The sequence below is a fragment of the Corynebacterium intestinale genome, from assembly GCF_023574125.1.
Classification (GTDB): domain Bacteria; phylum Actinomycetota; class Actinomycetes; order Mycobacteriales; family Mycobacteriaceae; genus Corynebacterium; species Corynebacterium hesseae.
The window spans coordinates 425,687-451,781 of record NZ_JAMKFF010000001.1; the positions used below are offsets into that span (position 1 = coordinate 425,687).

A 26,095-nucleotide genomic window follows, 5' to 3' on the forward strand; every position below is an offset into this window, starting at 1 on the left:
GTTTGGGCTAAAGACTAGACAATGAGGATCTCAGCGTTATTGCCGCCGGTGCAGCGAATGACCTCGTGCTCATCGGTTTGGCATGTCAGTGAATAGTTCTGTTGGGTAATGGGGCTGTTGACGGTGACCTGTCCGGGGATGAAGGACCGGAGGTCGTCTTTAGAGCCTGGCGCCAAGGTCATCAAGCGGCCTGCTGTGGAACGGGCGAAATCGCAACTGGTGTTCGTACCGGCCATGACGAAAGCGATGTTATAGCCATCGCCCATCTGGCACACAGTGGCGGGCGTGCCGTAAACGTTGACTGACGCGCCGTTGGCGTCGCCCTCGGGGAGTTGTTCAGAAAGGCTGTTATACGTGGCTGTTTGTGCAGTCGGAGAAGTCTGGTGTTGGCCTGTGGCTGGTTGGGCAGCTTGGGCTCCTTGTATGTCCTGCGCTTGAGTATCCGGCTGTTGAGCCTGGTCCGCAGGCTGATTGCCTGCGTTGTCCGGCAAGGTTGGTTCAGGGTCGTCGGGGGCTGCCTCGTCGACAGTGTTCGGAACGTGAAGCTCAGCGTCATCGTTAAGCGGCTGAAATGCCGGGTAAGTGTTCTCAAACGTTGGCTCACCCGATGCCGTTTCCGTCCTCGACGGCGCTGCCATCTCGGATGACGTGGAGCATCCGACTGTTAGAACACCGGCGGTGATTATGGCTGCAAAAGCTGCGATGGGACGGTGGGCGCGCGTGGAAGTCATAAAGCCCACCCTAACGAGATGTGTGGCGATGCGCTGGGGAAAACGGGGAAAGCTGCCCAATAACAGTGACGTGCACTCAGAGTGGGCAGCTCAATAAACAGAATCGGGGTAGCTCTTAGTGGCAATCCCAGTGGCCGTCATGTGCCGCGTGGCGGTGACCATCATGCAGGTAGTCCACGTGGTCGCCATGGGGAATAGCGACGTGCCCGCAACCCTCGCCGTGCTCGTGTTCGTGGGCATCGTGAACGGTGTGCTCGGATGCCTCGCACTCGTCCCAGTGGCCTTCATGCTCGCGATGAATGTGGCCGTCGTGTACGTAGTCGGTGTGATCGCCGTGCGGGAAGGCGACGTGGCCGCAGCCTTCGCCGTGGACGTGGGTGTGCTCGTCGTGGATGGTGTGGGTCATGGCTCCTCCTGGAGGTCGGGGATTTTCACTACATTTTCAGTAGCTGTCAATGTTAGTAAAGCGCGTTTCCAATACACTTTCAATAGCGGGGGTGGGTGGGGGTATCGCCGGAGCTGAACGCGGGGCGTGAAGGGAGAATTGGCCTAGCCCAGGCTAGAGTGGGGTGATGATGAAAAGGTCTCCGCAACTTCGCTTTTCCCGTGTCTTACCAGGCTTTGCATTCATGGCTGGCGCATGCTCGCTGGCCTTTGCTCTCGCCGCCCCCGCGACCGCTGCTGAGGGGGTGCCGGTTCGGCAAGGACAAAAGATCGCGGCTTCTGATGGCGCGTTGTGCACTGTTGGTTACGTCGAGGCTAATCGGGCGTGGACCTCGGCGCACTGTGGCTTAAATGGCGAACAAGTGTATAACGAAGCAGGCCAGCACCTAGGAACGTTGCGTTGGTTCACGCCCTCGGGGGCAGCGGGGCATGACTTGGCCTATATTCAATTCGCCGGCGGAACCTATTCGGCAGGCAACCCGCTCACCGGGGATGGCATGGCACCGGTGCCTGGTGAAGGCTCAACGGTGTGCTTCGACGGACAGGCCGCGTCGCGTCAGTGTGGCACCGCGGTGAAGGGGCCGGGTGTCTTTCCGGGCATGAACTATGCGGCCGATGTGTCGCTGGCGCCTGGGGATAGCGGTGGAGCAGTGTCCGTCCCAGGGCAGCCGGGCGTTGTGGGCATCTACCAGGGGATTACCCAGGCTAACCGGGACGGCCGGACAGTTACATTCTCAAATTATGCGCGCATGCCACATGCGGATGAACTAGCGCGCCTGCCACATCAGGGTTGGGTGCCGCGCCGCCCCAACCGGGAGCCAGGAAATCCAGTCCGGGTGGCCCAAGAAACAGGTGAGGCATTGTCCTCGACGAGTAGCGCGGGACCGGAAGGGCTGCGCGGCCTTGCGATGTATTTCGGTCTCGGTATTTAGGAACGCAGCCTCGAGGCTTTAGACTCCTCTGCGCTGCATTGCGCTGCGCTAAGTGGCCAGTTCTTAGCGGGTTGTCTTAGCGGTGGCCGTCGCGTGGCGTGCCATTGGAGAGTGCGGCACTTAAGCGGTTGGATGCGCTAACCAGGACATCTGCGAACTTTTCTGCCGGGGAAGGGCGGAAGCGTTCGGCGGAACCGGAGACGGAAAGGACGGCGATGAAGTTTCCTGCGCCGTCGAAGACGGGGGCGGAAACGGAAGCGAGGTCTGACTCGCGCTCTTCGATGGATTCGGAGTAGCCGTTGGTGCGCGCGAGCTCGACATCGTGCTCACTAAAGATGGCATCGGGAACATGGACATCAGCAAAGGCGGCGAAGACGCGGGCGGCGGAACCGGAGGTGAGTGGAAGCTGGCGGCCTACGGGCACCACGTTGTGGAGTCCGATCTCCGGCTCACGCGTGGCGATGCACGTGCGCGTGGTGCCGGAGAGTTCGTAAAGCTGGACGGACTCACCGGTGGCGTCGAGAAGCTCCTCCATAATGGGGCCTGCGGTTTCGATTATGCGATCACGGTTGCCGGGTAGGGCCGGCCCAGCGCCCCACTTTCCATCGGGGGTGCGGGTGAGGATTCGGTGCGCCTCGAGCGCTGTGGCGAGACGGTGTGCCGTTGCCCGAGGCAGGCCGGTGGTCTCACAAAGCTCGTTGAGCGTAGAAGGCTGATTGGTCGCGGCCATCATGATGGCTACCGCGCGATCCAATACCTTAATTCCTGATACTGCGCTATACTCTCCCATATAATGAAATCTACGTCCCATTAATTGAGATTTCAAGTGGAGAGGCACATGACTGAGAAACTGACACTCGCAGAGAAGGTATGGCGCGACCATGTCGTGCGTAAAGGTGAGAACGGTGAGCCCGATCTCCTTTATGTTGACTTCCAGCTCTTGCATGAAGTTACCAGCCCGCAGGCTTTCGATGGTCTTCGCCTGGCCGGTCGCAGGATGCGTCACCCAGAGCTGCACCTGGCCACTGAGGACCATAACGTTCCGACCGTGGGTATTAAGTCCGGCAACCTTTTAGAAATCAAGGATGAGGTCTCCCGCACGCAGGTATCCACGCTGCGCAAGAACTGTGAAGAGTTCGGCGTGCGCCTGCATTCGATGGGTGATGCGCAACAGGGCATCGTTCACACAGTGGGTCCTCAGCTGGGCATTACCCAGCCCGGCATGACCATCGTGTGCGGTGACTCGCACACGTCGACGCACGGCGCCTTCGGTTCTATTGCCATGGGCATCGGTACCTCTGAGGTGGAGCACGTCATGGCCACCCAGACACTTTCACTTAAGCCCTTTAAAACAATGGCCATCGAGGTCAGCGGTGAGCTGGCGGAGGACGTTTCCGCCAAGGATTTGATTTTGGCGATCATTGCCAAGATTGGCACCGGCGGCGGCCAAGGCCACATCATCGAGTACCGCGGTGAGGCCATTCGCAAGATGTCGATGGAAGCCCGCATGACCATCTGCAATATGTCCATCGAGGCCGGTGCCCGCGCCGGCATGGTGGCTCCGGATGAGACCACTTTTGAGTACGTCAAGGGCCGTGAGTTCGCACCCCAAGGAGAAGATTGGGACGCGGCCGTCGAGTACTGGAAGACGCTGCCGACTGACGACGGCGCCGAATTCGACACCGTCGTGGAGATCGACGGCTCCGCGCTGACGCCTTTCGTGACTTGGGGTACTAACCCGGGACAGGGCTTGCCATTGAGCGCTGCGGTGCCCGACCCAGAGGAGTGCGGCGACGACGGCGAAAAAGCCGCCGTCGAGAAGGCCTTGGCCTACATGGACCTGAAACCCGGCACGCCGCTGCGCGATATCCAGATCGACACGGTCTTCCTTGGATCGTGCACGAACGCGCGCATCGAGGATCTGCGCGCGGCCGCCGAAGTGGTCAAGGGGCGCAGCATCGCGGCTGATACCCGCATGATGGTGGTTCCGTCTTCGGCCGTGGTCAAGGCCCAGGCTGAGGAGGAAGGGCTGGACAAGATCTTCACCGACTTCGGCGCCGAGTGGCGCACCGCTGGCTGCTCGATGTGCTTGGGCATGAACCCGGACCAGCTGAAGCCGGGGGAGAGGTCGGCGTCGACAAGCAACCGCAACTTTGAGGGCCGTCAGGGCCCTGGTGGCCGCACCCACCTGGTGTCCCCGGCCGTCGCTGCGGCAACTGCCGTTCTGGGCCACCTGGCCGCACCAGCAGACATCGACGATTCCGCTTTCGCCGGCGCTTAAGGAAAGGAAAAAGACAATGGAGAAGTTTATTACTCACACGGGCGTCGGCGTTCCGCTGCGTGTCTCCAATGTGGACACCGACCAGATTATTCCCGCGCGTTACCTGAAATCCGTGAAGCGCACCGGCTTTGCCGACGGCCTGTTCTCCAATTGGCGCAGCGATAAGAACTTCGTGCTCAACCAGGAACCGTTTAAAGAAGGCTCCGTGCTCTTCGCAGGCCCGGACTTTGGTACCGGTTCTTCCCGTGAGCATGCGGTGTGGGCGCTTGCGGAATTCGGCTTCAAGGCGGTGTTCTCCTCGCGCTTCGCAGATATCTTCCGCGGCAACTCCGGTAAAGCAGGCTTGCTGACGGGACTCATGGAACAAGAAGACATTGAGCTTATCTGGAAGCAGCTGGAGGCCGGGGAGACCGAAACCACCGTCGACTTGGAGGCGCGCACGGTTACCGTGGGCGGCAATAGCTATACCTTCGATATCGATGACTACACCCGTTGGCGCCTTATGGAGGGGCTCGACGACATCGGCCTGACCTTGCGTAACGAGGACGATATCGATGCCTTTGAATCCAAGCGCCCGGGATTCAAACCGCGCGTCCTTGCGTCTTAGCGGAGGCGGCATCGGTGGGGTAGTATTCCCCGCCTCCTGTGGCGCGGTGCACATAGCGCCGTTAACATCCTCCGCATGACTAATCCTTTTGACGGCTTTAGCAGAGAGAACGGCAATCAATTCGACGGCAACACCGGGTACGGTGGCTACGACTATCACCAGCCCGGTGGCTACGACTATCAACAATCCGGGAGTTACGGCTACCAGCAACCCAACGGCTACGGCTACCAGCAGACGGGAAGCTACGGGTACCACCAGCCCGGCGCAGTACCTGGCAACCCACCCGGCGGGGCAGGCGTACCGCCCATTGACGCCATGGATATTCTGGGCCAGTCATTCAAGGGTTACTTAAAGCAACCGGTGCCAGGAATGCTGGCCATGCTGGTGCATCTCATTATCACGTTTGCTCTTCTTCTTGTGCCGGGAACCGTTGTAGGCGGTGTATTCGCAGTAATGGAAGGAAATGGCACGGACATCGAGCCTTTAGCGACTACCGTGGGGATCCCTCTCATGGTTGTCATGGTGCTAGCCGCCTTCGCTTATCTTTTCTGGCTGATGGCGAACCTTTTTAATGGCTCCCGGAAGATCGCTGATGGGGAGAAGGTCACCTTCCGCGACTACTTTAGGTTTGCCCAGCTGAATGGTTGCGCCGGCGTCTATGCTTGCTTCTTTATTTTGGCAATGCTCGGAACAATTGCGGGCGGCTTCCCCGGACTGATTCTCTTTGCGCTTCTGTGGCCAGCGCCTGTCATCAAGGCTGATGCCCCGGATAAGCCTCTCATGGAGTGCTTCCGGGAGGCTTTGAACTTGGTCATTGAGAACCTTGGGCAATCGCTGCTCTTTATCTTGATCTGTTCCCTCATCACGAGCTTTGTCATATTTATCCCCATCGTCGGCTTCCTTGCCGCCTACCCGATCTGGGCTTTGGGGATGGTCCTTTTCACCCGCGCTATGCAGCGCCGCCCTGCTGTGCGGTGGGAATAGAGCAGCAGGGCGGCGAAAGGTACCTAGTGAAGTGGCGATGTAGTGCTTATCGCACGGGCAGCGGGCTAGCGAGGTAGTCTGCGCCGGTAAGTTCACCGTCGTTGAAGGAGAGCACCCACACCGAAGCCTTCTTGAACTTGAGCTCGTCGATGGGAGTCGTGATGAACTTCGGCGCGTAGGATTCGATAATTCCCGGAATGGTTAGTCCCTGGCTCACAATGACGGGGACACCGCCGCCGTCAACAACGCGCTGGAAGGCCGCGCGGGCGGCTTCAGGCGATTCGGTGAAAACATCATCGCCAAATGCTTTGTTCACAGCGATGTCCATGCCGAGCTCATCCGCCAACGGTGCGGCGGTGTGCTGGCAGCGCTGCGGTGGGGCGCTGTAAATGGCGGTCGGGTGAAAAGGCGTGAGCATCGGCACGAGCATCTCTGCTTGGCGGCGGCCTTTCTTATCCAGCGGGCGCAGGTCATCATCGCCCTCCCAGGAGCGGCGCTGGTGAGCGCGTGCATGGCGCACATACAGCACACGCGTCGTCGGAGCCAGGCGTAGGCGCTTCTTGGCCTTCGCCAGCACCTGCGTATCAACGTCGTAGGAGAGCAGCGTGCAGGCCTCGTCGATTGTCATCCAACGCAGCTCATCGGTCTCCGAATTCGTGGTGTATTCGCCGTCGAGTACACGTGCCAGCCAGTAGTAGACAACCTTCGTGCGTCCTTGAACGGGATAAGCCACCTTGCCAATGAGCTTGCCCAGGCGCACGGTGTAGCCGGTTTCCTCGAAGATCTCGCGCGCGGCGGTGACGGGAAGGGATTCGCCCGGATCGACCTTGCCCTTAGGTAGCGACCAATCGTCGTAGTGCGGGCGGTGGATGATAGCAACCTCCGGATCGTGTGGATCCCCACGCCAGAGAACCGCGCCAGCGGCAAGTGTCGTCCGCTTGAACTCATCCGCCGGATCGACAGGGATCTCCTGGTGGCGACCAGAGATGAAGACCTCCGATCGGATATCTTTATCCGTCTCATGCATGTTCTTTGCCTTGGGCATGCTGCTCCTTTGTGCCTGTAGCTTGTGACCTTCTCCATCTTCCTCCACTCGCCGCCACGATGCAGCTTTACGCGCCGAACGTATTTCAATGCCGGGCGTGCTTTAATGGGAAAAGTCGATGCAGTGGAATTGATCGTGAGGTGGCACATGGCAAACGTGGCAGTAATGGGCGCGGGTTCGTGGGGAACCACGCTGGCGAAAGTCTTTGCTGACGCCGGCAATGACGTCAGCTTGTGGGCGCGCCGCGAGGAACTGGCAAACACCATCAACACGCGCCACGAAAACCCGGACTATCTCCCGGAGCTCTTACTGCCTGAGTCGATCCGGGCAACCACCGAACCCGCCGCTGCTTTGGAAGCCGCAGACATCGTCATCTTCGGCGTTCCTTCTCAGACCCTTCGCGGAAACCTGGAGAAATGGGCGCCGCTCTTGCCGGAGGACGCTACCTTGGTCTCAATTTCGAAGGGCGTGGAGAAAGCCACGCTTAACTTGATGAGCGAGGTCATCGCGGACGCCGCCGGCGTATCCACTGGCCGCATTGCCGTGCTCTCAGGGCCCAACTTGGCCAAGGAGGTGGCCCAGGAACAGCCGGCTGCCACGGTTATTGCCTGCAGCGATGCTGCTCGCGCGGAGGCCGTCCAGCACGCAGCTGCCGCTCCATATTTCCGCCCCTATACCAACACCGATGTTATCGGCGCAGAAATTGGTGGCGCTTGCAAGAACGTTATTGCTCTTGCGTGTGGTATGGCCGCTGGCAAGGGGTTGGGCAATAACACGATGGCGACCATTATCACGCGCGGGCTGGCTGAGATTACCCGCCTTGGTGTGAAACTGGGCGCGGATCCATTTACCTTCTCTGGACTAGCTGGAATGGGTGACCTGGTGGCGACGTGCAGCTCGACGCTTTCGCGCAACCGAACCTTTGGCTACCGCCTTGGCCAGGGCGGGACTCTGGAGGAAGCTACCGCGGCCACCAACGGGCAGGTCGCGGAAGGCGTTATCTCTTCCGATTCCATCTTTAGGTTGGCGCAGCGCGCGGGCGTGGAGATGCCCATTACCCAGGCGGTCTATGGAGTGTGTCACCGCGGCGTGACTGTCGACGACATGATCGTCGCTCTGATGGGTCGTACCAAGAAAGCTGAGTAAAGCCGAGTAAAGTTGCTCGGTATGACTGAAGCGAAACCTGTGCGCGTAGCCGTTGTGTACGGCGGCCGCAGCTCCGAGCACTCGGTGTCGTGCATTTCCGCCGGCGCGATCATGGAGCACCTAGATCCGGAAAAGTATGAGGTCGTGCCGATCGGTATCACGCGGGAAGGCACCTGGACCCAGGGCAACCGCGCGGGCCTCGCCATTGTCGATGGGCGCCTGCCTGAGGTGGAACTCCACGATGAGTTGGCACTATCTCTCAACCCCGCAACACGGGGGCGCATCCACAATGTCACCCGCCACGAGCACTACACAGAGGTGGATGTCATCGTTCCGGTTCTCCATGGACCCTATGGGGAAGATGGCACGGTACAGGGCCTTTTTGAGCTTTCCGGAATCCCCTACGTCGGCGCGGGCGTACTGGCCTCTGCGGTGGGTATGGACAAGGAGTTCACCAAGAAGCTCCTGGTGGCCGAAGGTCTTCCCGTCGCACCCCAAGAAGTGCTTAGCGGTGGAGATACGCTGAATGATGCTCAGAAAGAGCGCCTTGGTTTGCCTGTCTTCGTGAAGCCGGCGCGGGGCGGTTCCTCCATCGGTGTCTCCAAGGTTTCCGCGTGGGAAGATTTTGACGCGGCGCTGGCCCTGGCTTATGAGTCCGATGACAAGGTCCTAGTCGAGCCAGAGATCCGCGGAGACGAGGTTGAGGTGGGCGTCCTCGAGCACCCGGACGGAAGCCTGCAAGCCTCTGTTCCGGCCAAGCTTTTGGGGACCACCGAGTCGGAGGAAGGCTTTTATGACTTCGACGCCAAGTACATCGATGAGGGAGTGTCGGCGGCGATTCCTGCGCCGCTGAGCGCGGAGCTCATCGACGAGCTGCGTCAGCGCGCCATCGAGGCCTTCCGGGCGCTGGGCGCAACGGGGCTGTCGCGCGTGGATTTCTTCGTTAGCGAAGACTCTTATTGCATCAACGAGATCAATACCTTCCCTGGATTCACGCCGATTTCGATGTACCCGCAGGTCTTCGCCGCCGTGGGAGTGGGTTACGCCGAGCTGCTCGATACTCTCATCCAGACCGCCCTCGCGCGTTCCTAGTCCCTGAGCAGTGCGCGAAAGGAAGGTGGTGAAGAAAGAGGCCGCGACACCTACTGAGCGGGGGTGGCTTCAACGAGGGCGTCGCTAAGCCGCACCAGTGCCGAGTTCGCCGCTTCTTGCGGGGCAGACAGCGCGAGGTCCTCCGCGCGGCCGAGCGCGAACCACGTGCCGGCCGTGGTGCCTTCCGCCAGCGTGGTGTCCTCGAACCAAGGGACGTCATTAACCTGCTGGAGCTGAACGCCCGCGCGGTAGTTCTCCGGAGCGGCGACACCGCAGCGCACAACTATTTCCTCATAGCCCGGCGCGCTGTAGACCCAGGTGTTCTTATCGCCAGCATCCGTGCGGCGCGTATAGCCCTCTGCGAGTGAGTCTGGCAGAGCCTTGTCCAGTGCGGGGCACATGGAATCCGGACCTGCCTTGAGTTTGGATAGCGGTGCCGGATTGGGGTCTTGAGGCTTCTTATCTAGTTTGTTGAGGGCTTCTGTTAGCCCTTGCGGGGCGTCGGACTGTGCGTCGCCTGTAGGCGTAGTCACGGCGACCGCAGGAGTGCGCTGGGTGCTGTACCACGTCGTGAGGTTCGAGCCGGGGGTGGCGTCAATGACCTGCAACCAGGATTCGCCGTCGGCCTCGATGGTCTGGGAATAATCCGTAAACTGCTGCGGCAGGTCAACGCCACAGCGCAGAGTTACTTTGTCCTCCGAGCTCTTCGTCCAGGCTGCGGCACCCGCCGGGGCTGGGTCGACGAGTTTGACCCGTGAGTATCCCATGAGCTTTTCCGGCAGAGCGTCGACGACAGCGGCGCATTCGGGGGAGTCCGCTGCTTCAGACGGAGTGGGAGGCAGCGCCACCGGCTGTTGCGCGGCGCTGGTGATGACGTACTTTGCCCCAAAAATCACCGCGAAGACCATCGCGATGGCAATCCCGAGTGAGATGTATATAGCGGTGCGGTTAAATTGGGTATCCATAGGGGCTTATCCTATCGCTGATAGCCCAAGAAGAACGAACGTTGAAGGCATACCAGAATGGTGCGCCATCTGCGCAAGGAAAAGGAGTCCGTGACGGTGGGTTTATCCCATACCCTCGACCAAGCCGGCGAACGGCACGTTATCCATGAAATCGTCACCGCAGCGCCGAGCGCGCTCAACGGCGATGATGCCGCGGTGCTTTATCCGGCGGCGCCTAATTCACGCACTGTGGCCTCGACGGACATGATGGTGGAAGGCCGGCATTTTCGGCGGGACTGGTCCACCGCCGCGGAAGTCGGTCACAAGGCCATCGTGCGCAACTTTGCCGATATTGAGGCAATGGGGGCTCGGCCCACTGCAGCGCTTCTGGCGATCGCCGCCCCGGGCGATACCCCGGTGGATTTCGTGCGTGGAATAGCGCAAGGCATTGCTGAGCGCTGCGCGGTGTACAACGCCGAGCTGGTCGGCGGTGATTTGACCCGCAGCGACAGCCTGGTCATCAACGTCACAGCGATGGGCTCTTTGGGCGGAAGCGGCGCACCGTTAACTCTGGATGGTGCGCGTGCGGGCCAGAAGCTAGTGGCGCACGGCAAGATTGGGTATTCCGGAGCGGGCTTGGCCCTCTTACAACGTTTTGGCCGCGCGCTGCCCCCGGAGCTGGACGAGCTCTGGCCGCTGATCGACGCCCACTGCGCGCCCACCCTCGCACCCGGGCGCGGCGTCATCGCTCGGGCAACCGGCTCGACCGCGATGACGGATAACTCGGATGGACTCGTGCGCGATGTGGGGCACTTGGCCGAGCGCTCCGGGGTGCGCATCGATTTTGACCGCGGCGCCATTGCCCCCGATCCGCTTGTGGCCGCCGCCGGTGCGGTGCTCGGCATCGACCCTTGGGAGTGGGTCTTGGCGGGTGGGGAGGACCACACGCTGTTGGCTACGACGTTTAAGGCTGCCCCCTCTGGGTTCCGGGAAATTGGCCGGGTGATGCGCGGCACCGGAGTAACTATCAATGGAGAGGAACCTCGCTATAGCGAGGGCTGGGAGGGATTTGCGTGAGCCACATCGATACTTCTCACATCCACTATTCTTGGATGCCGCACATCAGGCAGGCCTTGGAGGACAACCTCCCACGCATCGAGCGCTCGATTGGGGCAGAGTTCTTGCCACCGGCCGAGGACGTCTTCGCCGCCCTGTCGATGCCCCTCGAGGACGTGCGGGTGCTCATCGTGGGCCAGGATCCCTATCCCACACCGGGGCATGCCATGGGCTTGTCCTTTTCCACGCGGCCGGGTGTTCCGGCCCCGCGTTCGCTGAAGAATATCTACGCCGAGCTTGGCGCCGACCTCGGCATCCCCGGCCGCGCCGATGGTGACCTGCGGGCCTGGTTTGACCAGGGCGTGCTACTGCTCAACCGGGTACTCACCGTGGCCCCGGGCCAGGCGGGCTCGCACCGCCGCCTCGGGTGGGAGGCGATTACCGAGGCCGCCATTAGGGCGCTGGCGGGGCGCGATATCGTGGCCATCCTGTGGGGCCGCGACGCCCAGTCCTGCCAGGCCTTCCTACCGGGCACGGACTGTATTACTTCCCCGCATCCCTCGCCGTTGTCAGCGCGGCGTGGCTTCTTCGGCTCGCGCCCTTTCTCCCGCGCAAACGCGGCCTTAGAAGCCCGTGGCGTCCCCGCGGTGGACTGGCGCTTGTAAACTAGCCACCATGTCATATCCCGCCGAGTTGGATGCTCGTGGTTTGCACGAGTGGGCCGCACGAACCGTGGAGGAGCTGCAGCGCCGCCGCGCTGAAATCAATGCCCTCAACGTTTTCCCGGTGCCCGATTCGGATACGGGATCCAACATGGCGCACACCATGGAGTCCGCCTTGGCGGAGGCCGATAAGGGTGAGGCGGACGTCGCCGAAGCATTGGCCATCGGCTCGGTGCGCGGTGCCCGCGGCAACTCGGGGATGGTGCTCTCGCAGGTGCTGCGTGGCGTTGCCGATGCCACAACGGACTCGCGCGTAGATGGTGCGGTCCTCGCTGATGCTTTGACGCTGGCTGTCACGTTGGTCGATCGCGCGCTTGCCGCCCCAGTAGAAGGCACCATCATTACCGTTTTGCGCGCTGCGGCGGCCGCTGCCAGTGAGGCCGCCGGGCAGCCCGGTGCCCAGCTACACGGCATCCTGGTCGCGGCACTCGACGCCGCACGGCAGGCCTTGGCGCAGACTCCGTCGCAACTGCCCGCGCTGCGCGAGGCAGGTGTCGTGGATGCCGGCGGTACCGGCTTCGTGATTCTGCTGGAGTGCCTCCTTGCACAGGTCACCGGTGAAGAACCCACCAACCAGCCGTTGAGCGTTTCGGCGCCAGAGAAACCTGAGAAGCTCGCAGAGATCGAAGCCGTCTTCTTCTTTGAGGGAAACCTCGCTGAGGTTGAACAAACCTTGGCCCCGCTGGGCAATAGCCTCGTCATCGCGCGGGCGACGGACACCTCTGGCAGCGTTCACATCCATAGTTCTGAGGCCGGCACGGTGATCGAAAAGGCCTACGGCCTGGGAAAGGTCAGCAACCTGCGGCTCGAAGCGCTGCCGCCCGCAGAGGCGGGGGCGTGCGCCACGAAGCACAGCGAGGGCGAGAGCCCGCAGCGGCGCATTTTTGCCGCGGTGCCCGAAGGTGCCGCGCGGGAGCTATTTGAGAAGGCTGGGGCGCGAGCAATTGGGCCCGGCGAGGATCTAGAGAACGCTGCGGTAGGCGATCTTTTCCTGCCCAACGGGTGCGGTGGGGATCCAGGCAGGGCGACAGTCATACCGACTGGCTCCATCGTGGCCGGGCTCGCCGCGCTATCGGTGTATTCGCCCAACCCCTCTCGTTCGGCCGAAGTAGTGGCCGCTATGTCCGATGCCGCGCGTTCCATGCGGGTGGCTCATCCGGAAACAGAAAGCCTCGACGGCATCATCGCGGCATGCCGCACCCAGTTGGCCTATGGGGGCGAACAAATCACTGTGTTGTCCGGCTGTGACATCGATGCTGAAGAGTTGACGCAGATTCTTGGTGTCGACGTCGTTGTGCTTCGAGTTCCCGGATTGCGCACGGAGATCGGGGTGGAGTAGACCATGCTGGGATGGCAAGACGATCGGGCGCTGACGGAAGTACTGGCGAAGAAGGATGCCGCGGCGTTCAAGCGCGCCTTCGGCTACACCACGTGCGGGGAGCTGCTTAGCCATTATCCGCGTGACTATATCCGCCACAACAAGGACGTGGGCCTCGGCGGTGCCGAGGACGGAGATCACGTCACCATCACCGGCGTCATTGAGGAGGCCCGCGTCAAGCACACCTCTAAAGCCATGGTGTTTATCCTCTACATGGATAACGGAGTCCAAGCCTCCTTCTTTAACGCGCACTACGTCCAGCGCGTGCTGGGCCGAGGTATGCGCGTCATGCTCTCCGGCAAGCTGAAATACTTTCGCGGATATCCCAGCCTGCAGCACCCCGACTTTCTCATCCTTGATCCCGGCCGCTATCAGGAGTCCCTACTGGATAGCGCAACCGGGCAGGGGACAGGCTCGCTCAAAAAGCTCTCCCAGTTCGGTTCACTAGACACCTTCTTGCAACGTGAATGGATCCCCGTCTACCCGGCCAGCGGGAAGGTGACGTCGTGGTACATCATGGGTGCCATCCACAAGGTGCTCGAACACACCTCGCCTATTCCGGAGCCGCTGGACTATCGGATGATGGTCACCCTGGATCAAGCCGTGCGCGAAATCCACGAACCGGGAGACAGCGGGCCGGAACGCGCCATCCAGCGCCTGAAATACAACGAGGCCTTGTCGATCGGATTGGTCATGGCCCTCCGTCAGCGCGACGTCAAGGCGCGCACGGCAACCCCGATGCCGGCCATTCTGGAGGGCTACCGCGATGAGCTGCTTTCTGAGCTGCCCTTTGCGCTGACCGACGGCCAACGCCGCGTCATTGCCGAAATCGATGCTGATCTCTGCGGCACCGCGCCCATGATGCGACTGCTGCAAGGTGAGGTGGGCTCAGGAAAAACGCTCGTTGCCACGTGTGCCATGCTGCAAGCGGTAGACGCCGGCAAGCAGGCCGCGCTCTTGGCGCCGACGGAGGTGCTGGCGGCGCAGCATGGGGCGTCGATAAGCGCCAGCGTTCCGGATGGTGTCACCGTTACGGTCTTGACCGGGTCGATGAAGACGGCGGAGAAGCGCAAGGCGCTGCTGGAGATTGTTTCTGGTGAGGCCGATATCGTCATCGGCACCCACGCCATCATCCAAGACAGCGTAGAGTTTTTCGATCTTGGCCTGGTCATCGTGGATGAGCAACACCGCTTCGGCGTGGAGCAGCGCGATAGTCTGCGCACCAAGACGCGTGAGGGCATCAGCCCGCACGTGTTGGTGATGACAGCAACCCCCATTCCGCGCACCATTGCCATGACCGTCTTCGGTGACCTGGCAGTCTCGACGCTCAAGGAGCTGCCCGGTGGGCGCAAACCCATCCTCTCGGCGGTGGTGCCTGAATGGAAACCGGAATGGGTGCGACGCGCCATCGAGCGCATTCGCGAAGAGGTGAGCAAAGGCCACCAGGCCTATATCGTCTGCCCGCGAATTGAAGGCGAGGGCGGGGTGGAAACCATGTCTGTGCAATTGCGCAACCTGCCTTTTCGCGGGCTTCGAGTGGAGATGCTCCACGGCAAGATGCCTGATAAGGATGAGGTGATGGAGCGATTCGCCCGCGGGGAGATTGACGTCCTCGTGGCCACCACGGTCATTGAGGTCGGCGTCGATGTGCCCAATGCCACCGTCATGCTCATCCGTGAATCAGAGAATTTTGGAGTCTCGCAGTTGCATCAGCTGCGCGGGCGCGTGGGCCGCGGCGGAAACGAATCCGTGTGTTTGCTGCATACGCTGGCTGAGCCTGACAGCAAGTCCTTTCGACGTATCAAAGCCATTGCGGATACGCCGTCCGGCTTTGACCTTGCCGAATTGGATCTCACGCAACGCCACGAAGGCGACATCTTGGGAACACTCCAATCCGGCACGAAGCGCACGCTCAAATTGCTCGACCTTGTTTATGACAGGGACATCATCGAGCGCACGCATGCCGATGCCGCCGCATTGGTTGAGCGCAATCCTGACCTGGCGGAGCAGTTGACGCACAACCTGAGCGCCGATGAGCAGGGCTTTTTAGAGAAGAACTAGGGGAGTCTCCGCGGCAGGGACAGGGGAGATAGGGTAGAAGCCATGACCAGAATCATCGCCGGGGAGGCCCGCGGGCGCACCATTAAGGTGCCCGAAGCCGGGACTAGGCCCACGTCCGACCGTGCCCGTGAGGGCCTTTTCTCATCTCTGAACGTGCGTTGGGGTTTCATTGATTCCCGCGTGCTGGATCTGTTTGCGGGCTCAGGTGCGCTGGGTCTGGAGGCGGCCAGCCGCGGTGCCGAAGAAGTCGTCCTCGTCGAGAACAACGCCGCGGCCGTAAAGGTCATCCGCCATAACATTGGGGTGGTCAAGCACCCGCGCGTAGAGGTACGAGAAATGAATGCCTCCTCCTACCTGGCCACCGCACCGCGCGGCTATTTCGACATGGTGCTCGCGGATCCGCCGTATAGCTTCGATGACGTCGACGGGCTTCTCGCTGCGATCGAGCCGGTGCTGGATGATGCCGCGATTGTTGTCATCGAGCGCCATGTAAATTCGCCCCAGACACAATGGCCGGAAGGTTTCGAGCCCACCGGTCAGAAGCTCAAGAAGCGGACCTTCGGTATCGCGCGTTTTGATATGGCGATTTATCACCGCGACGCGGAGACCTCGGACACCAATCACACCGACAACCAGGAGGACTAGCCATGCCGACCCACGCCGTATGCCCCGGCTCTTTCGATCCCATCACGCTAGGGCACGTTGACGTGTTTAACCGTGCGAGCGAGCTCTTTGACAAGGTCACGGTGCTGGTGACGGGCAACCCAGACAAGCCTTCCGGGTTGTTCAGCGTGGAGGAGCGCGTGGATTTGATTCGCCGTACCGTCGCCCCGGAAATCGAGGTGGACTGGTGGGGCGGTCTGCTCGTGGACTACACCAGCGCGCATGGCATAGACACGATTGTGAAGGGCCTTCGCTCCTCCTTGGACTATGAATACGAGCTGCCCATGGCGCAGATGAACCGGCGCCTTTCCGGAATCGATACGGTCTTCTTGCTAACAGATGAGAAGTATGGCTACATTTCCTCCTCGCTGTGCAAGCAGGTGGCACACTACGGAGGCGACGTCAAGGGTATGTTCCCGGAGCATGTGGCTGCTGCTGTCATGGAACGCTACCGAGGCTAAGGGGACATGTCTGTACTGGCAATACCGCTCGTTGTTCTCTTCACAGTTCTAGCTGGCTCCTGCCTGCAACGAGTGTCCGGCATGGGCCTTGGCCTCATTGGTGGACCAATCCTGACCCTCTTCCTCGGCCCGGTGGAAGGCATCATGGTCATCAATGTTTTGGCCTGCCTTAACGCTGTTCTCACGACCTATTCGATGCGTGAGAACGTGGATTGGGGAAAGTGGCTGCGCATCGGCCCCTTCATGATCCTCGGCTCAATCCCGGCAGCCCTGCTCATCGCGCGTATTGATACCGCAGCATTGTTGGTACTCGTTGGCGCGGCCTTGTTGATCGCGTTGGGTGTGGTGGTCTTCGGGCGAAAGTTCGTCCCGGAGATGCGCGGTACGGGCCCGGCCATTTCCGCGGGCATTTTGGGCGGGTTCACCAACACGCTCGCGGGCGTGGCCGGCCCTGTCATCACGGTGTATGCGCAGGCAGCACGGTGGCCGAAGGAAGTCCTCGCGCCAACCTTGCAGCCCTGTTTCTTTATCGGCGGATTGTCCTCGGTGCTAACGAAATCCTTCTTGGGTTCTGGCGGCTTCGAGGGACTGCACTGGCTGGTGTGGCCCTGTGGGGTAATTGGCATGTGCGTTGGCATCTTTTCAGGAAAGAAGATTGCCGGACGGGTCTCGCGCGATAAGGCGCACAAGCTCTCGCTTTCGCTCGCCGGCTTGGGTGCGTTGATCGCACTACTGCGAGGCTTGTTCACTCTGGGTGCTTAGACAGCGCCTGGGTAGGGTGGGACCCATGGCGAAATTCAAGATTGAGGACGCACTGTCCCTGCGCGCTGGCAAGAATTTTCAGATTGATTCGGTCGATGCTTCGGCAACGCCCGGTTTTGACGGCGATAAGGAGGAGCTCGCCGCTCGCTTCTCCAAGTACGATGATGAGCTGTATGAACTCCAAGAACGGCTTTTTGCCAATGGCCGCAGCTATGGTGAGGACGCCCCGGCGGTACTCATTGTCTTGCAGGGCATGGATACCTCAGGCAAGGGCGGGGCTATCCGCCACGTGTTGAGCACCTTTGACCCTCAGGGAACCACGACCGTGAGCTTTGGCAAGCCCACCGAGGAGGAACTAGAACACGACTTCTTGTGGCGCATCCGTAAACACGACCCACAGCCGGGACAAATCGTGGCCTTTGACCGCTCACACTACGAGGATGTCCTCATCCAACGCGTACACGAGTGGGTCGATGAAGAAGAAGTGGACCGACGCATCGACGCCATCCGCGACTATGAGCTGGATCTGACGGCGAAGGGCGTCAAGGTCATCAAGGTTTTCTTGCACCTGTCCAAGGACGCGCAGAAGAAGAACCTACTGGAGCGCACGGAACGGGAGGACAAGTTCTGGAAATATGACCCTTCCGATGTGGAAGAGCGCGCCTATTGGGATGAGTACATGGCGGCCTATCAGGATGCCATTCGGCGCACAGATGAAAACTACGCACCCTGGTACGTCATCCCCACCGATAATAAGAAGTATGCCCGGATGGCGCTGAAGTTCCTCATCGTGGATCTCCTACGCCACCTGGACCTGGAATGGCCAGCGCCCGACTTTGATCCGGAAGTAGAGCGCCAGCGCATTAAGGACGCCGACTAAGAGCTAGTCGCTTTCTGCGTCATCGACGTCGCGGGCAAGTTCACGGGCCGCGGCGTTGAAGGTATCGAGAACAGAGAGCAGCGCTTCTTGGGCATTAATCACGCCCACGTTAAGCGCGTGGAAGAGCTGGTCCTCGTTCAGGCCCGCCGTGGTGACGAAGCAAGAGTCACCGCGCAGCTCCACCTCATCCTCGACCAGCCCGACGAGCGCGCGCCCATCGAATGCGCCTGCATTGAACTCATTGCACAGGACGTGGAAGATGGGGAGCATGTCGGCGTTGAGCTGCGTGGAGAGCACGCACTCGATGCGCACAAGGCCCTCTTCCGCAGTGATGACCCAATCAAGATCGTTGAGGCGGGCAACTGCGGTAGTCGCATCCTCCGGGTGCGCGGTGGCCGCCATGTCCAGTTCGGTGCTGTTCAGCGCGGTGAGCACGCGATCCCGGCTCACGGTGGGCAGCGGCGAGCCGGACAGGATATCGAAAGGATCAGAACCTACGGATGCATTCTGGTTCGTTGTCGAGTTTTGGCTCATGCTTGCTCCTTCTTATCCCAGGTGACTGCCTGCGGGAAGCGCTGCGCCACGATATCGAAGATTTCCGCGAAGCTGGACAGGGAACTCAACAAGAAGTGGCCCAGCTGGGCCAAGGAGAGGCCTTCGCCCACAGCCATGGCGCGGTTAGCACCTAGGTGGATTTCCTCGTTTCCCTTTGCATCCTCTTCCACGAGATAACTCAACGTCGGTGCAACGCTAGCCCAGTTCAGCTCCGCCACGGCGGCGGCCACGTCGTGCTCCAAGTGTGCGGGAAGCGTGCCTTCCCAGGAAGCGAAGGCGCTCAACACGTCACCCTCGGCGTCAAGGTCACAGTGCACCGCGATATGGGGCACACCGGTTTGCAGCACGCGCCGCGCGGCCGGGGAGTTGTCGGCGGCCGCGTCCTCGTCGGCTTCAGGTGCTGCCTCGATGAGGGCATAGTCGGCGTCGATAAGCTCGCACAACTGCGCCAGCCGGTCGATGGTGACCGGCTCAACCACGTGGAGATCGGTCACTGCTGTTCACCCTGGGCGGCCTCGGATCCTTCTCCCGCCTGCGCGGCGGATTCCGAACCGAGCTTGGCCATTTCCTCGGCGGCGGCGACCATAGCGTTCTGCGCGTTGATGACACCATCCACGGAGGCGCGCAGTGCGGCTGCCAACTGTTCGTCATTCATACCGGCCGCACACGGAAGGTCGGCCTCAGTGCGCACGAGGAGCATGCCGTCGAAGTCCGCGATCACCGCGCGGGCTCCCATGGCCACGGAGTTGATCTGGTTGGCCGCCAGGAAAAGGCCTGCATCAGCCTTGGCGTAGTTGACGTCCGTCGGCACATCACAGCGCACGATGGCAACGCTCTCCAACACGGCGAACATGCAGGGCAGACCGTTGAGGTTTGCAGTGGCGGCATCGTCGCGGCCGGTGACTGGCTCGAGTTCGATGTCGAAGGTCTTCATCGCCTCGATGATGCGGTCGAGGGTGACCTCCGGCAGTGCGTGCGGGTCTTCGGCGGCGGTGGTTGTCGGATTAGTCATGGTTGTGCTCCTTCCAGGTAACGAGCTGCGGGTACTGCTGTTCAATCCACTCGAAGGACTGCAACACGGCATCCAAGGTAGACATGACGAACGCGCCAAGCTGGTTGCGGGAGGCGCCATGTGTCACGTCGAGATCACGCGCACCAGACACCGCCAAGGCGTTATCGGGCGCCTCGAAGAAGCGGAAAGTCGGGGTGAAATGGTCCTGGTTCCACGCGTTGATGTGCATGAGGAGCGCAGGTCCCTCGGAGGCGGGGACCGAGCCGCGCCACACGGAATCGACGATGAGTGAGGAGCCAACGAGCTGGAAGGCTATGGCGGCGTTGGAGAAACCGGTGCGCAGAAGGTTGACCGTCTGGCCGTCCTGGGTCTTTTGCTCTTCGATGCGGTACTCCAAGTTCTCTGACTCAAAGATCTCCGCGATGCGCTCGAGGGTGACCTCCTCGATGGGGGTGTCGGGCTGCAGCTGGCGCTGCTGCGTGTCGTCGTGATTAGTGGTGTCCGTCAATTCTTCTACTCACTTTGCTACTTGCTACATATTTCTTAATCTTTTCCGGCCCCGACACTACCGGAGCCGTCCTCCTCGGGTGCGCAGGTGGGGGCATCGACGAGCTGTTCGCCGCCGAGTTCGTGGGCAAGCGCTGGTTTTAGCTCTGGGTAGCGGAAGACGTGGCCCAGATTCTCCAGCCGGCTGGGCACCACCTTCTGGTTAGCCAGTGCGAGCTCGCGTGCGCCTTCCTTACCCAGCAGCAGGGCGGGCCCGACGCTGGGAATGGGGATGAAGGTGGGACGGTGGAGCAGGGCGCCGAGGGCGTCGACATAGTCTCGGTTGAGCACCGGCTGCGGAGAGACCGCGTTGATCGCGCCCTGCCACTCTGGGTCGAGCGCGGCGCGGACAAACATGTCTGAAAGATCGTCCTGCGCAACCCAGCTATTCCACATGGTGCCCTTGCCGAACGCGCCGCCGAGTCCAGTAGAAAACAGTGCACGCAGCAGCGGGAGGATACCCGCGTTGGCTGATTGCACTATGCCGGTGCGCAGGTTCACCACGCGCTTTCCCGCCTCGCGCGCCGGCGCGCAGGCCTCCTCCCACGCCCCCACGACGTCGGCGAGGAAACCATCCCCACGCTCCGATTCTTCGGTGAGATCCTCGTCGCCCCGGTCCGGACCGTAGATGCCGATGGCGGAGGCGCAGACCATCGCTGACACGGACGGTGTCTGGGCTACAAGCTGGGCCAACAGGTGAGTGGGGCCCACGCGCGAATCCCGGATCGCCTCCTTGTGAGCGGAATTAAAACGACCGAAGATTGGCTCCCCGGCTAGGTGGATGAGAACATCGATTCCCTCTAACAAATCCTTGGCGGGAATGTTTGGGCGCCACAAGCGTTCGCCGGCACCCGGGGAGGAGCGCACTAGAGGCACGACGGTATGGCCCAAGGTGCCAAGTTGGGCGGCCACAGCAGCGCCAACCGTCCCGTGCGTTCCCGTAATCGCTATAGTGCGGGTCTCGGCGTTGAGCTCACCGAGCCGTTGGGCAAAGCGAAAGTCTTCGATGAGCTGTTGCTGGCGGTAGGCAAAGACCGACTCCACCGCACCCGTGGGAATGCGTGTGTCCACCTTGTCGGTGATGAGTGTGCCTTCCGGGTGATCCTCAAAGAGGTGTTCATGGCGCCAGTTCGCCAGCGAACGGAAGGGGGCGTTGATGCACACATCCGCAAAGGAACGCCGCGGCTGGTACCTACTCAAATCATGCCGGGCAACCCATTTCAGGCCGCCAGGCAAGCTCAAGACCGATGTTCCGTCTGCCAGTGACTCGGCCTGCTGCAGGGGAGTCATGAAACCAAATGGCGCGGTGAGGCGGGCGAGCGCCCCGGGGCGGGTGTGCCATTGCCATACCTCTTCGCGCGGGGCTGGAACAACGTGCTGGGTAGTAAAACTCACTGTCTATGGACCTGCCTGAGAAAATTCGGGGGTGCGAGGGCGTATACAGCACGGATGAAGAGTGCTATGGTTGGTGCTGGCTTTCAAGCATAGACAAGTCCTATTAACCATTGTCCGACATCCTTTAAAGACCGCACCGTGAGGCGGGGAAGGAGGTCACGATGAGTGAAACCGGCACCCACGCGGAGTCCAACGAGCTGCTGAGCTCGAAAGACGTCGCGCGTACCGTCGCACGCATCGCGCACCAGATCATTGAGAAAACGGCGCTTGATTCGAGTGAATCTCCTCGGGTCCTGCTCTTAGGCATTCCCTCTGGTGGCGTGCCTTTAGCGCAGCGCCTTGCCGAAAAGATTGAGGAATTCTCCGGGGTGGAGGTTCCCTGGGGCTCCCTTGACATCACGTTGTACCGCGACGATCTATATGCTCGCCCGCACCGGGCATTGCAGCCCACCACAGTCCCAGCCGGTGGTATCAACGGCGCCACGGTCATCCTTGTTGATGATGTGCTGTACTCCGGCCGCACCATCCGCGCCGCGCTGGACGCCCTGGCAGATATCGGGCGCCCCGACATTATCCAACTTGCCGTCCTCGTGGACCGCGGGCACCGCCAGGTGCCTATCCGCGCCGATTACGTGGGCAAGAATATCCCCACTGCGCGCGACGAGGACGTCACCGTCTACAACGCCGACATCGACGGCCGGGATGCCGTCGTTCTTACCCGCTTCACTGCACAGCCCGGCAAGGAGGCATAAATGAAGCACCTCATCAATATCGCCGACCACAGCGCCGAGGAAATCCTCGGGCTCATGGATGAGGCCGACCGTTTCCGGGAAGCCTTGGACGGCCGCGAAGTCAAGAAGTTGCCGACTCTGCGCGGGCGAACCGTGTTTACGTTGTTCTATGAGAACTCCACCCGTACTCGTTCCTCCTTTGAAACGGCGGGAAAGTGGATGTCGGCGGATGTCATCAACCTGTCTGCCTCGACGTCCTCGGTGAAGAAGGGCGAGTCCCTCAAGGACACTGGGCTGACGCTGACCTCCATCGGCGCCGATGCCATCATCATCCGCCATCCTTCCTCCGGCGCGGCGCAGCAGCTGGCCGGTTGGGTAGCACCGGGAGGACAGGGCCCGAGCGTGATTAACGCCGGCGATGGTGCCCACCAGCACCCCACGCAGGCGCTTCTCGACGCCGTCACGATGCGCCAGCGCCTACACCTTGGTACGGATCGCTCCGCCTCTGGCACCGGCTTCGAGGGCCTGAACGTCACCATCGTCGGTGACTGCCTGCACTCCCGCGTCGTGCGCTCCAACGTGGACCTGCTGTCGACGTTGGGCGCTGAGGTTACGCTTGTCGCTCCGCCGACGCTGCTGCCCTTTGGCGTCGACACCTGGCCGGTGCGCGTCTCCCATGACTTCGACTCCGAGGTGGCCAAGGCCGATGTCGTCATGATGCTGCGCGTCCAAGCAGAGCGTATGAACGGCGGCTTCTTCCCCTCGCACCGCGAGTATGCAGCTCTTTACGGGATGTCCAAGGACCGCGCTGCTGCCATGAAGAAGGACGCCATCATCATGCACCCGGGCCCCATGGTCCGCGGCATGGAAATCAACTACGCGGTGGCTGACTATGACAACACCGCGGTGCTCCAGCAGGTCCACAACGGTGTCCACGTGCGCATGGCCACACTCTTTACGCTGCTCACCAACGGCGAGAACGCCGGTATCTAAAACGAGTTATCTCATAAATCAACGAGGAGAGCTTTTCAGAAACCATGACTACTTATCCAGACACCGGCGTGCTCTCTGCTCCCGCGGCGGGCACCTTGCTCATCACCAATGTTCGCCCCTATGGGGAAGGGGAACCCACTAACATCCTGATCAAGGATGGCGTCATCGAGGCGATCGGCGCCGCCGATATCACCCCAGCGGAAGGGGTCGACCGCACCATCGACGGGGGCGGCAACGTGCTGCTGCCGGGCCTGGTGGACATGCACGTCCACCTGCGTGAGCCGGGTCGCGAGGACACAGAAACCATCGAGACCGGTTCGCGGGCCGCCGCCAAGGGCGGGTTTACTGCCGTGTTCACCATGGCGAATACCTCCCCGGTCACAGACCAGCCGATCATCGCGGAGTCCGTTTGGGCCAAGGGCCAGGCGCGCGGTTTGTGCGACGTCCACCCGGTTGGCTCCATCACGAAGGGCTTGGAGGGTAAAACGCTGACCGAGTTCGGCATGATGGCCCGCTCGGATGCCAAGGTGCGCATGTTCTCCGACGACGGCAAGTGTGTCCAGGACCCGCAGCTCATGCGCCGTGCCTTGGAATACGCCAAGGGGCTCGACGTCCTGCTGGCCCAGCACGCGGAGGATCACCGGATGACCGAAGGCGCGAGCGCCCATGAGGGCGAGGTTGCCGCCCGCCTGGGTCTGCGCGGCTGGCCGCGCGTGGCTGAGGAATCGATCGTGGCGCGCGACGCACTGCTCGCGCGTGACTACGGCAACCGCATGCACATCTGCCACGCTTCGACGAAGGGCACAGTCGAGCTGCTCAAGTGGGCCAAGGAACAGGGGATTCCGCTGACTGCTGAGGTGACCCCGCACCACCTTTTGCTGACCGATGACAAGCTGGTGACCTACGACGGCGTCTTCCGCGTCAACCCACCGCTGCGCGAGGAATCCGACACCCTGGCCCTGCGCCAGGCATTGCTCGACGGGCTTATCGACGTCGTGGCAACGGACCACGCCCCGCACGGCAGCGAAGACAAGTGTGTCGAGTTCGAGCACGCCAAGCCGGGCATGTTGGGACTTGAATCCTCCCTGGCGGTCATCGCCAAGCTCTTTGTCGCCACCGGTCTGGCGGATTGGCGCTTCGTTGCTCGCGTCATGTCGGAGCGTCCGGCGGAGATTACCCGCCTGCCCGGCCATGGTCGCCTGATTGCAGTCGGCGAGCCGGCCAACCTCACCATCGTTGATCCGGAACATGAGTGGGTATCAGATTCCACTCGCCTGGCCTCGAAGTCGGAGAACAACCCCTATGAGGGGGAGGAGTTTGGCGCGCGCGTTACCTACACCATCCTGCGCGGCGCGGTGACCTATGACCTCTCTGCTGAAAGTGGTGACGAGGCAGACGAATAATCGGGATAATCGAGAGTCAGAGTTGCTCAACCCGAGTACCCAACGCTCATAGCCAACACAACCAACCCTTCACCGACAAAATCACTGAAAGGTTTAACGCACAGTGACTTCCACTAGCACCACTCCCGCCATCCTGGTCCTCGCCGATGGCCGTACTTTCCGTGGCTTCGGCTTCGGCGCCACGGGCACAACCCTGGGCGAGGCCGTCTTTACTACCGCCATGACTGGCTACCAAGAGACCATGACTGACCCGTCTTATCACCGTCAGATCGTGGTTGCCTCCGCGCCCCAGATTGGTAATACGGGCTGGAACGATGAGGACAGCGAGTCCCACGACGACCAGATTTGGGTTGCCGGCCTTGTTATCCGTGACCTTGCCCGCCGTGTTTCCAACTGGCGCGCCGCCCGGTCCCTGCCGGAGGAGATGGAGAAGCAGGGAATCATCGGCATCGGCGGAATTGATACCCGTACCCTGGTGCGTCACCTGCGTAACCACGGCTCCATTAAGGCCGGCATCTTCTCCGGCGAGGCAGCTGAGCGGGACGTCGAGGAGCTCATCGCTGAGGTCAAGAATCAGCCATCCATGGCAGGTCTCGACTTGTCCGAAGAAGTCTCGACCGATGAGGTCTACACCTTCCCAGCTGTAGGGGAGAAGCGCTTCACCGTCGTGGCCTATGACATGGGTGTTAAGACCGCAACCCCGAAGAATTTCGCCGAGCGCGGCATCGAGACCATCGTGGTGCCAGCCAACACTCCTTTTGAGGAGATCAAACAGTACAACCCGGATGGCGTGTTTGTCTCTAACGGTCCGGGCGACCCGGCTACCGCTGACACCATGGTGGGCATCGTGCGCGATATCCTTGCTGCCAAGTACCCCTTCTTTGGCATCTGCTTTGGCAACCAAATCCTCGGCCGCGCGCTGGGTATGGACACCTACAAGCTGAAGTTCGGTCACCGCGGTATCAACGTCCCGGTGCGCAACCAGCTCACCGGCAAGATCGATATCACCTCCCAGAACCACGGCTTCGCCCTGGCCAGCCCCTCGGGCAAGGAAGACCCGGCGGGCGAGGAGTTCGATACTGACTTCGGCCCGGCAGTTGTGTCCCACACCTGCCTCAACGACAACACCATCGAGGGCGTAGCGCTCAAGAACGGTATGGCCTACTCCGTGCAGTACCACCCCGAGTCCGCCGCCGGCCCGCACGATGCTAACCCGCTCTTTGACCAGTTCATCGAGCTCATGACTGAGAAGTCCCCGAACAAGTAGAACG

The 26,095-nt window shown here is 61.3% G+C and carries 28 protein-coding genes; 18 read left to right on the top strand and 10 right to left on the bottom strand.

Going from position 1 to position 26,095, the window contains the following annotated elements; genetic code table 11:
* Positions 1-14 precede the first annotated feature (14 nt).
* Together M5J06_RS01940 and M5J06_RS01945 are read right to left on the bottom strand one after the other, a co-directional pair.
* Positions 15-731: a hypothetical protein gene (locus tag M5J06_RS01940; protein WP_250223837.1), complete on the bottom strand. Its 717-nt coding sequence runs from the start codon at positions 729-731 to the stop codon at positions 15-17.
* Positions 732-846: 115 nt separating this feature from the next.
* Positions 847-1,137, bottom strand: coding sequence for a hypothetical protein (locus tag M5J06_RS01945; protein ID WP_070708426.1), 291 nt, complete (start codon positions 1,135-1,137; stop codon positions 847-849).
* 223 nt (positions 1,138-1,360) lie between these two features.
* Here M5J06_RS01945 and M5J06_RS01950 point away from each other — a divergent pair, with 223 nt between their 5' ends.
* The gene (locus M5J06_RS01950) at positions 1,361-2,107 is read left to right on the top strand and encodes a chymotrypsin family serine protease (protein ID WP_246816443.1); all 747 of its coding nucleotides are present in this window, start codon (positions 1,361-1,363) and stop codon (positions 2,105-2,107) included.
* Between the two features lie 76 nt (positions 2,108-2,183).
* Here M5J06_RS01950 and M5J06_RS01955 read toward each other — a convergent pair whose 3' ends face one another.
* The gene (locus M5J06_RS01955) at positions 2,184-2,897 is read right to left on the bottom strand and encodes an IclR family transcriptional regulator (RefSeq protein WP_070524385.1); all 714 of its coding nucleotides are present in this window, start codon (positions 2,895-2,897) and stop codon (positions 2,184-2,186) included.
* 48 nt (positions 2,898-2,945) lie between these two features.
* Between M5J06_RS01955 and leuC the strand changes: the two genes are divergently transcribed.
* From leuC to M5J06_RS01970, 3 genes are all read left to right on the top strand, one after another.
* On the top strand, positions 2,946-4,388 hold the full coding sequence (leuC, locus tag M5J06_RS01960; RefSeq protein ID WP_250223838.1) for a 3-isopropylmalate dehydratase large subunit: 1,443 nt from the start codon (positions 2,946-2,948) through the stop codon (positions 4,386-4,388).
* Between the two features lie 16 nt (positions 4,389-4,404).
* A complete protein-coding gene (leuD, locus tag M5J06_RS01965) occupies positions 4,405-4,995 on the top strand; it encodes a 3-isopropylmalate dehydratase small subunit (RefSeq protein WP_070682996.1) in 591 nt (196 codons plus the stop codon).
* A 75-nt stretch (positions 4,996-5,070) separates the two neighbouring features.
* Positions 5,071-5,979 carry a hypothetical protein gene (locus M5J06_RS01970; RefSeq protein ID WP_250223839.1) on the top strand — a complete coding sequence of 303 codons (909 nt, stop codon included), beginning with the start codon at positions 5,071-5,073 and terminating at the stop codon, positions 5,977-5,979.
* Between the two features lie 46 nt (positions 5,980-6,025).
* Here M5J06_RS01970 and M5J06_RS01975 read toward each other — a convergent pair whose 3' ends face one another.
* Entirely contained in the window at positions 6,026-7,024 is a 999-nt protein-coding gene (locus M5J06_RS01975) for an NUDIX hydrolase (RefSeq protein WP_070708422.1), read from the bottom strand.
* A 147-nt stretch (positions 7,025-7,171) separates the two neighbouring features.
* Here M5J06_RS01975 and M5J06_RS01980 point away from each other — a divergent pair, with 147 nt between their 5' ends.
* Together M5J06_RS01980 and M5J06_RS01985 are read left to right on the top strand one after the other, a co-directional pair.
* Positions 7,172-8,170, top strand: coding sequence for an NAD(P)H-dependent glycerol-3-phosphate dehydrogenase (locus M5J06_RS01980; protein WP_144675796.1), 999 nt, complete (start codon positions 7,172-7,174; stop codon positions 8,168-8,170).
* A gap of 21 nt (positions 8,171-8,191) precedes the next feature.
* Entirely contained in the window at positions 8,192-9,262 is a 1,071-nt protein-coding gene (locus M5J06_RS01985) for a D-alanine--D-alanine ligase family protein (RefSeq protein ID WP_070524372.1), read from the top strand.
* A 50-nt stretch (positions 9,263-9,312) separates the two neighbouring features.
* Here M5J06_RS01985 and M5J06_RS01990 read toward each other — a convergent pair whose 3' ends face one another.
* Positions 9,313-10,227 carry a DUF3515 domain-containing protein gene (locus M5J06_RS01990; RefSeq protein WP_070623535.1) on the bottom strand — a complete coding sequence of 305 codons (915 nt, stop codon included), beginning with the start codon at positions 10,225-10,227 and terminating at the stop codon, positions 9,313-9,315.
* A 57-nt stretch (positions 10,228-10,284) separates the two neighbouring features.
* Between M5J06_RS01990 and M5J06_RS01995 the strand changes: the two genes are divergently transcribed.
* From M5J06_RS01995 to M5J06_RS02030, 8 genes are read left to right on the top strand one after another with little or no spacing between them, the layout of a single operon-like run.
* On the top strand, positions 10,285-11,283 hold the full coding sequence (locus M5J06_RS01995; protein WP_070623533.1) for a thiamine-phosphate kinase: 999 nt from the start codon (positions 10,285-10,287) through the stop codon (positions 11,281-11,283).
* 35 nt (positions 11,284-11,318) lie between these two features.
* Positions 11,319-11,927 carry a uracil-DNA glycosylase gene (locus M5J06_RS02000; protein WP_185963192.1) on the top strand — a complete coding sequence of 203 codons (609 nt, stop codon included), beginning with the start codon at positions 11,319-11,321 and terminating at the stop codon, positions 11,925-11,927.
* Between the two features lie 10 nt (positions 11,928-11,937).
* Positions 11,938-13,323, top strand: a complete 1,386-nt coding sequence (locus M5J06_RS02005; protein ID WP_070623527.1) for a DAK2 domain-containing protein — start codon at positions 11,938-11,940, stop codon at positions 13,321-13,323.
* Positions 13,324-13,326: 3 nt separating this feature from the next.
* Positions 13,327-15,423: an ATP-dependent DNA helicase RecG gene (locus M5J06_RS02010; protein WP_070623524.1), complete on the top strand. Its 2,097-nt coding sequence runs from the start codon at positions 13,327-13,329 to the stop codon at positions 15,421-15,423.
* 42 nt (positions 15,424-15,465) lie between these two features.
* Positions 15,466-16,068 (top strand): 16S rRNA (guanine(966)-N(2))-methyltransferase RsmD, encoded by a 603-nt coding sequence (rsmD, locus tag M5J06_RS02015; protein WP_070532990.1) that lies wholly within the window; start codon positions 15,466-15,468, stop codon positions 16,066-16,068.
* Between the two features lie 2 nt (positions 16,069-16,070).
* Positions 16,071-16,547 carry a pantetheine-phosphate adenylyltransferase gene (gene coaD, locus M5J06_RS02020; RefSeq protein ID WP_070524357.1) on the top strand — a complete coding sequence of 159 codons (477 nt, stop codon included), beginning with the start codon at positions 16,071-16,073 and terminating at the stop codon, positions 16,545-16,547.
* Between the two features lie 6 nt (positions 16,548-16,553).
* A complete protein-coding gene (locus M5J06_RS02025) occupies positions 16,554-17,309 on the top strand; it encodes a sulfite exporter TauE/SafE family protein (RefSeq protein ID WP_070532989.1) in 756 nt (251 codons plus the stop codon).
* A 25-nt stretch (positions 17,310-17,334) separates the two neighbouring features.
* Positions 17,335-18,189, top strand: coding sequence for a PPK2 family polyphosphate kinase (locus tag M5J06_RS02030; RefSeq protein WP_070532988.1), 855 nt, complete (start codon positions 17,335-17,337; stop codon positions 18,187-18,189).
* 3 nt (positions 18,190-18,192) lie between these two features.
* Here M5J06_RS02030 and M5J06_RS02035 read toward each other — a convergent pair whose 3' ends face one another.
* Genes M5J06_RS02035 through M5J06_RS02055 form a run of 5 tightly spaced genes read right to left on the bottom strand, consistent with a single transcriptional unit; the run spans position 18,193 to position 21,697 of the window.
* Positions 18,193-18,723 (bottom strand): hypothetical protein, encoded by a 531-nt coding sequence (locus M5J06_RS02035; protein WP_070532986.1) that lies wholly within the window; start codon positions 18,721-18,723, stop codon positions 18,193-18,195.
* On the bottom strand, positions 18,720-19,238 hold the full coding sequence (locus tag M5J06_RS02040; protein WP_070532984.1) for a hypothetical protein: 519 nt from the start codon (positions 19,236-19,238) through the stop codon (positions 18,720-18,722). Before M5J06_RS02040 ends, M5J06_RS02035 begins: the two co-directional genes overlap by 4 nt.
* Complete coding sequence (locus tag M5J06_RS02045) at positions 19,235-19,756, bottom strand: YbjN domain-containing protein (RefSeq protein ID WP_070532982.1); 522 nt, start codon at positions 19,754-19,756, stop codon at positions 19,235-19,237. Before M5J06_RS02045 ends, M5J06_RS02040 begins: the two co-directional genes overlap by 4 nt.
* The gene (locus M5J06_RS02050) at positions 19,749-20,264 is read right to left on the bottom strand and encodes a YbjN domain-containing protein (protein WP_070524343.1); all 516 of its coding nucleotides are present in this window, start codon (positions 20,262-20,264) and stop codon (positions 19,749-19,751) included. Before M5J06_RS02050 ends, M5J06_RS02045 begins: the two co-directional genes overlap by 8 nt.
* Positions 20,265-20,299: 35 nt before the next feature.
* The gene (locus tag M5J06_RS02055) at positions 20,300-21,697 is read right to left on the bottom strand and encodes a TIGR01777 family oxidoreductase (RefSeq protein ID WP_193629634.1); all 1,398 of its coding nucleotides are present in this window, start codon (positions 21,695-21,697) and stop codon (positions 20,300-20,302) included.
* 161 nt (positions 21,698-21,858) lie between these two features.
* On the opposite strand from M5J06_RS02055, the gene pyrR reads away from it, so the two are divergent.
* From pyrR to carA, 4 genes are all read left to right on the top strand, one after another.
* A complete protein-coding gene (gene pyrR / locus M5J06_RS02060) occupies positions 21,859-22,449 on the top strand; it encodes a bifunctional pyr operon transcriptional regulator/uracil phosphoribosyltransferase PyrR (protein ID WP_070532978.1) in 591 nt (196 codons plus the stop codon).
* Entirely contained in the window at positions 22,450-23,421 is a 972-nt protein-coding gene (locus M5J06_RS02065) for an aspartate carbamoyltransferase catalytic subunit (protein WP_070524337.1), read from the top strand. It abuts the gene before it with no gap.
* Between the two features lie 44 nt (positions 23,422-23,465).
* Positions 23,466-24,824 carry a dihydroorotase gene (locus M5J06_RS02070; protein WP_250223840.1) on the top strand — a complete coding sequence of 453 codons (1,359 nt, stop codon included), beginning with the start codon at positions 23,466-23,468 and terminating at the stop codon, positions 24,822-24,824.
* Positions 24,825-24,927: 103 nt separating this feature from the next.
* Positions 24,928-26,091, top strand: a complete 1,164-nt coding sequence (gene carA / locus M5J06_RS02075; protein WP_250223841.1) for a glutamine-hydrolyzing carbamoyl-phosphate synthase small subunit — start codon at positions 24,928-24,930, stop codon at positions 26,089-26,091.
* Positions 26,092-26,095 lie beyond the last annotated feature (4 nt).

Coding starts and splice junctions, on each gene's coding strand:
- rsmD (WP_070532990.1), top strand. CDS start 15,466: ATGACCAGAATCATCGCCGGGGAGGCCCGCGGGCGCACCATTAAGGTG.
- pyrR (WP_070532978.1), top strand. CDS start 21,859: ATGAGTGAAACCGGCACCCACGCGGAGTCCAACGAGCTGCTGAGCTCG.
- M5J06_RS01945 (WP_070708426.1), bottom strand. CDS start 1,137: ATGACCCACACCATCCACGACGAGCACACCCACGTCCACGGCGAAGGC.
- M5J06_RS02070 (WP_250223840.1), top strand. CDS start 23,466: ATGACTACTTATCCAGACACCGGCGTGCTCTCTGCTCCCGCGGCGGGC.
- M5J06_RS01940 (WP_250223837.1), bottom strand. CDS start 731: ATGACTTCCACGCGCGCCCACCGTCCCATCGCAGCTTTTGCAGCCATA.
- M5J06_RS02035 (WP_070532986.1), bottom strand. CDS start 18,723: ATGAGCCAAAACTCGACAACGAACCAGAATGCATCCGTAGGTTCTGAT.
- M5J06_RS02005 (WP_070623527.1), top strand. CDS start 11,938: ATGTCATATCCCGCCGAGTTGGATGCTCGTGGTTTGCACGAGTGGGCC.
- M5J06_RS02045 (WP_070532982.1), bottom strand. CDS start 19,756: ATGACTAATCCGACAACCACCGCCGCCGAAGACCCGCACGCACTGCCG.
- M5J06_RS02025 (WP_070532989.1), top strand. CDS start 16,554: ATGTCTGTACTGGCAATACCGCTCGTTGTTCTCTTCACAGTTCTAGCT.
- M5J06_RS01985 (WP_070524372.1), top strand. CDS start 8,192: ATGACTGAAGCGAAACCTGTGCGCGTAGCCGTTGTGTACGGCGGCCGC.
- leuD (WP_070682996.1), top strand. CDS start 4,405: ATGGAGAAGTTTATTACTCACACGGGCGTCGGCGTTCCGCTGCGTGTC.
- M5J06_RS01990 (WP_070623535.1), bottom strand. CDS start 10,227: ATGGATACCCAATTTAACCGCACCGCTATATACATCTCACTCGGGATT.
- coaD (WP_070524357.1), top strand. CDS start 16,071: ATGCCGACCCACGCCGTATGCCCCGGCTCTTTCGATCCCATCACGCTA.
- M5J06_RS01950 (WP_246816443.1), top strand. CDS start 1,361: ATGGCTGGCGCATGCTCGCTGGCCTTTGCTCTCGCCGCCCCCGCGACC.
- leuC (WP_250223838.1), top strand. CDS start 2,946: ATGACTGAGAAACTGACACTCGCAGAGAAGGTATGGCGCGACCATGTC.
- M5J06_RS01955 (WP_070524385.1), bottom strand. CDS start 2,897: ATGGGAGAGTATAGCGCAGTATCAGGAATTAAGGTATTGGATCGCGCG.
- M5J06_RS02030 (WP_070532988.1), top strand. CDS start 17,335: ATGGCGAAATTCAAGATTGAGGACGCACTGTCCCTGCGCGCTGGCAAG.
- M5J06_RS01980 (WP_144675796.1), top strand. CDS start 7,172: ATGGCAAACGTGGCAGTAATGGGCGCGGGTTCGTGGGGAACCACGCTG.
- M5J06_RS02000 (WP_185963192.1), top strand. CDS start 11,319: ATGCCGCACATCAGGCAGGCCTTGGAGGACAACCTCCCACGCATCGAG.
- M5J06_RS02010 (WP_070623524.1), top strand. CDS start 13,327: ATGCTGGGATGGCAAGACGATCGGGCGCTGACGGAAGTACTGGCGAAG.
- M5J06_RS01975 (WP_070708422.1), bottom strand. CDS start 7,024: ATGCCCAAGGCAAAGAACATGCATGAGACGGATAAAGATATCCGATCG.
- M5J06_RS01995 (WP_070623533.1), top strand. CDS start 10,285: ATGGTGCGCCATCTGCGCAAGGAAAAGGAGTCCGTGACGGTGGGTTTA.
- M5J06_RS02065 (WP_070524337.1), top strand. CDS start 22,450: ATGAAGCACCTCATCAATATCGCCGACCACAGCGCCGAGGAAATCCTC.
- M5J06_RS01970 (WP_250223839.1), top strand. CDS start 5,071: ATGACTAATCCTTTTGACGGCTTTAGCAGAGAGAACGGCAATCAATTC.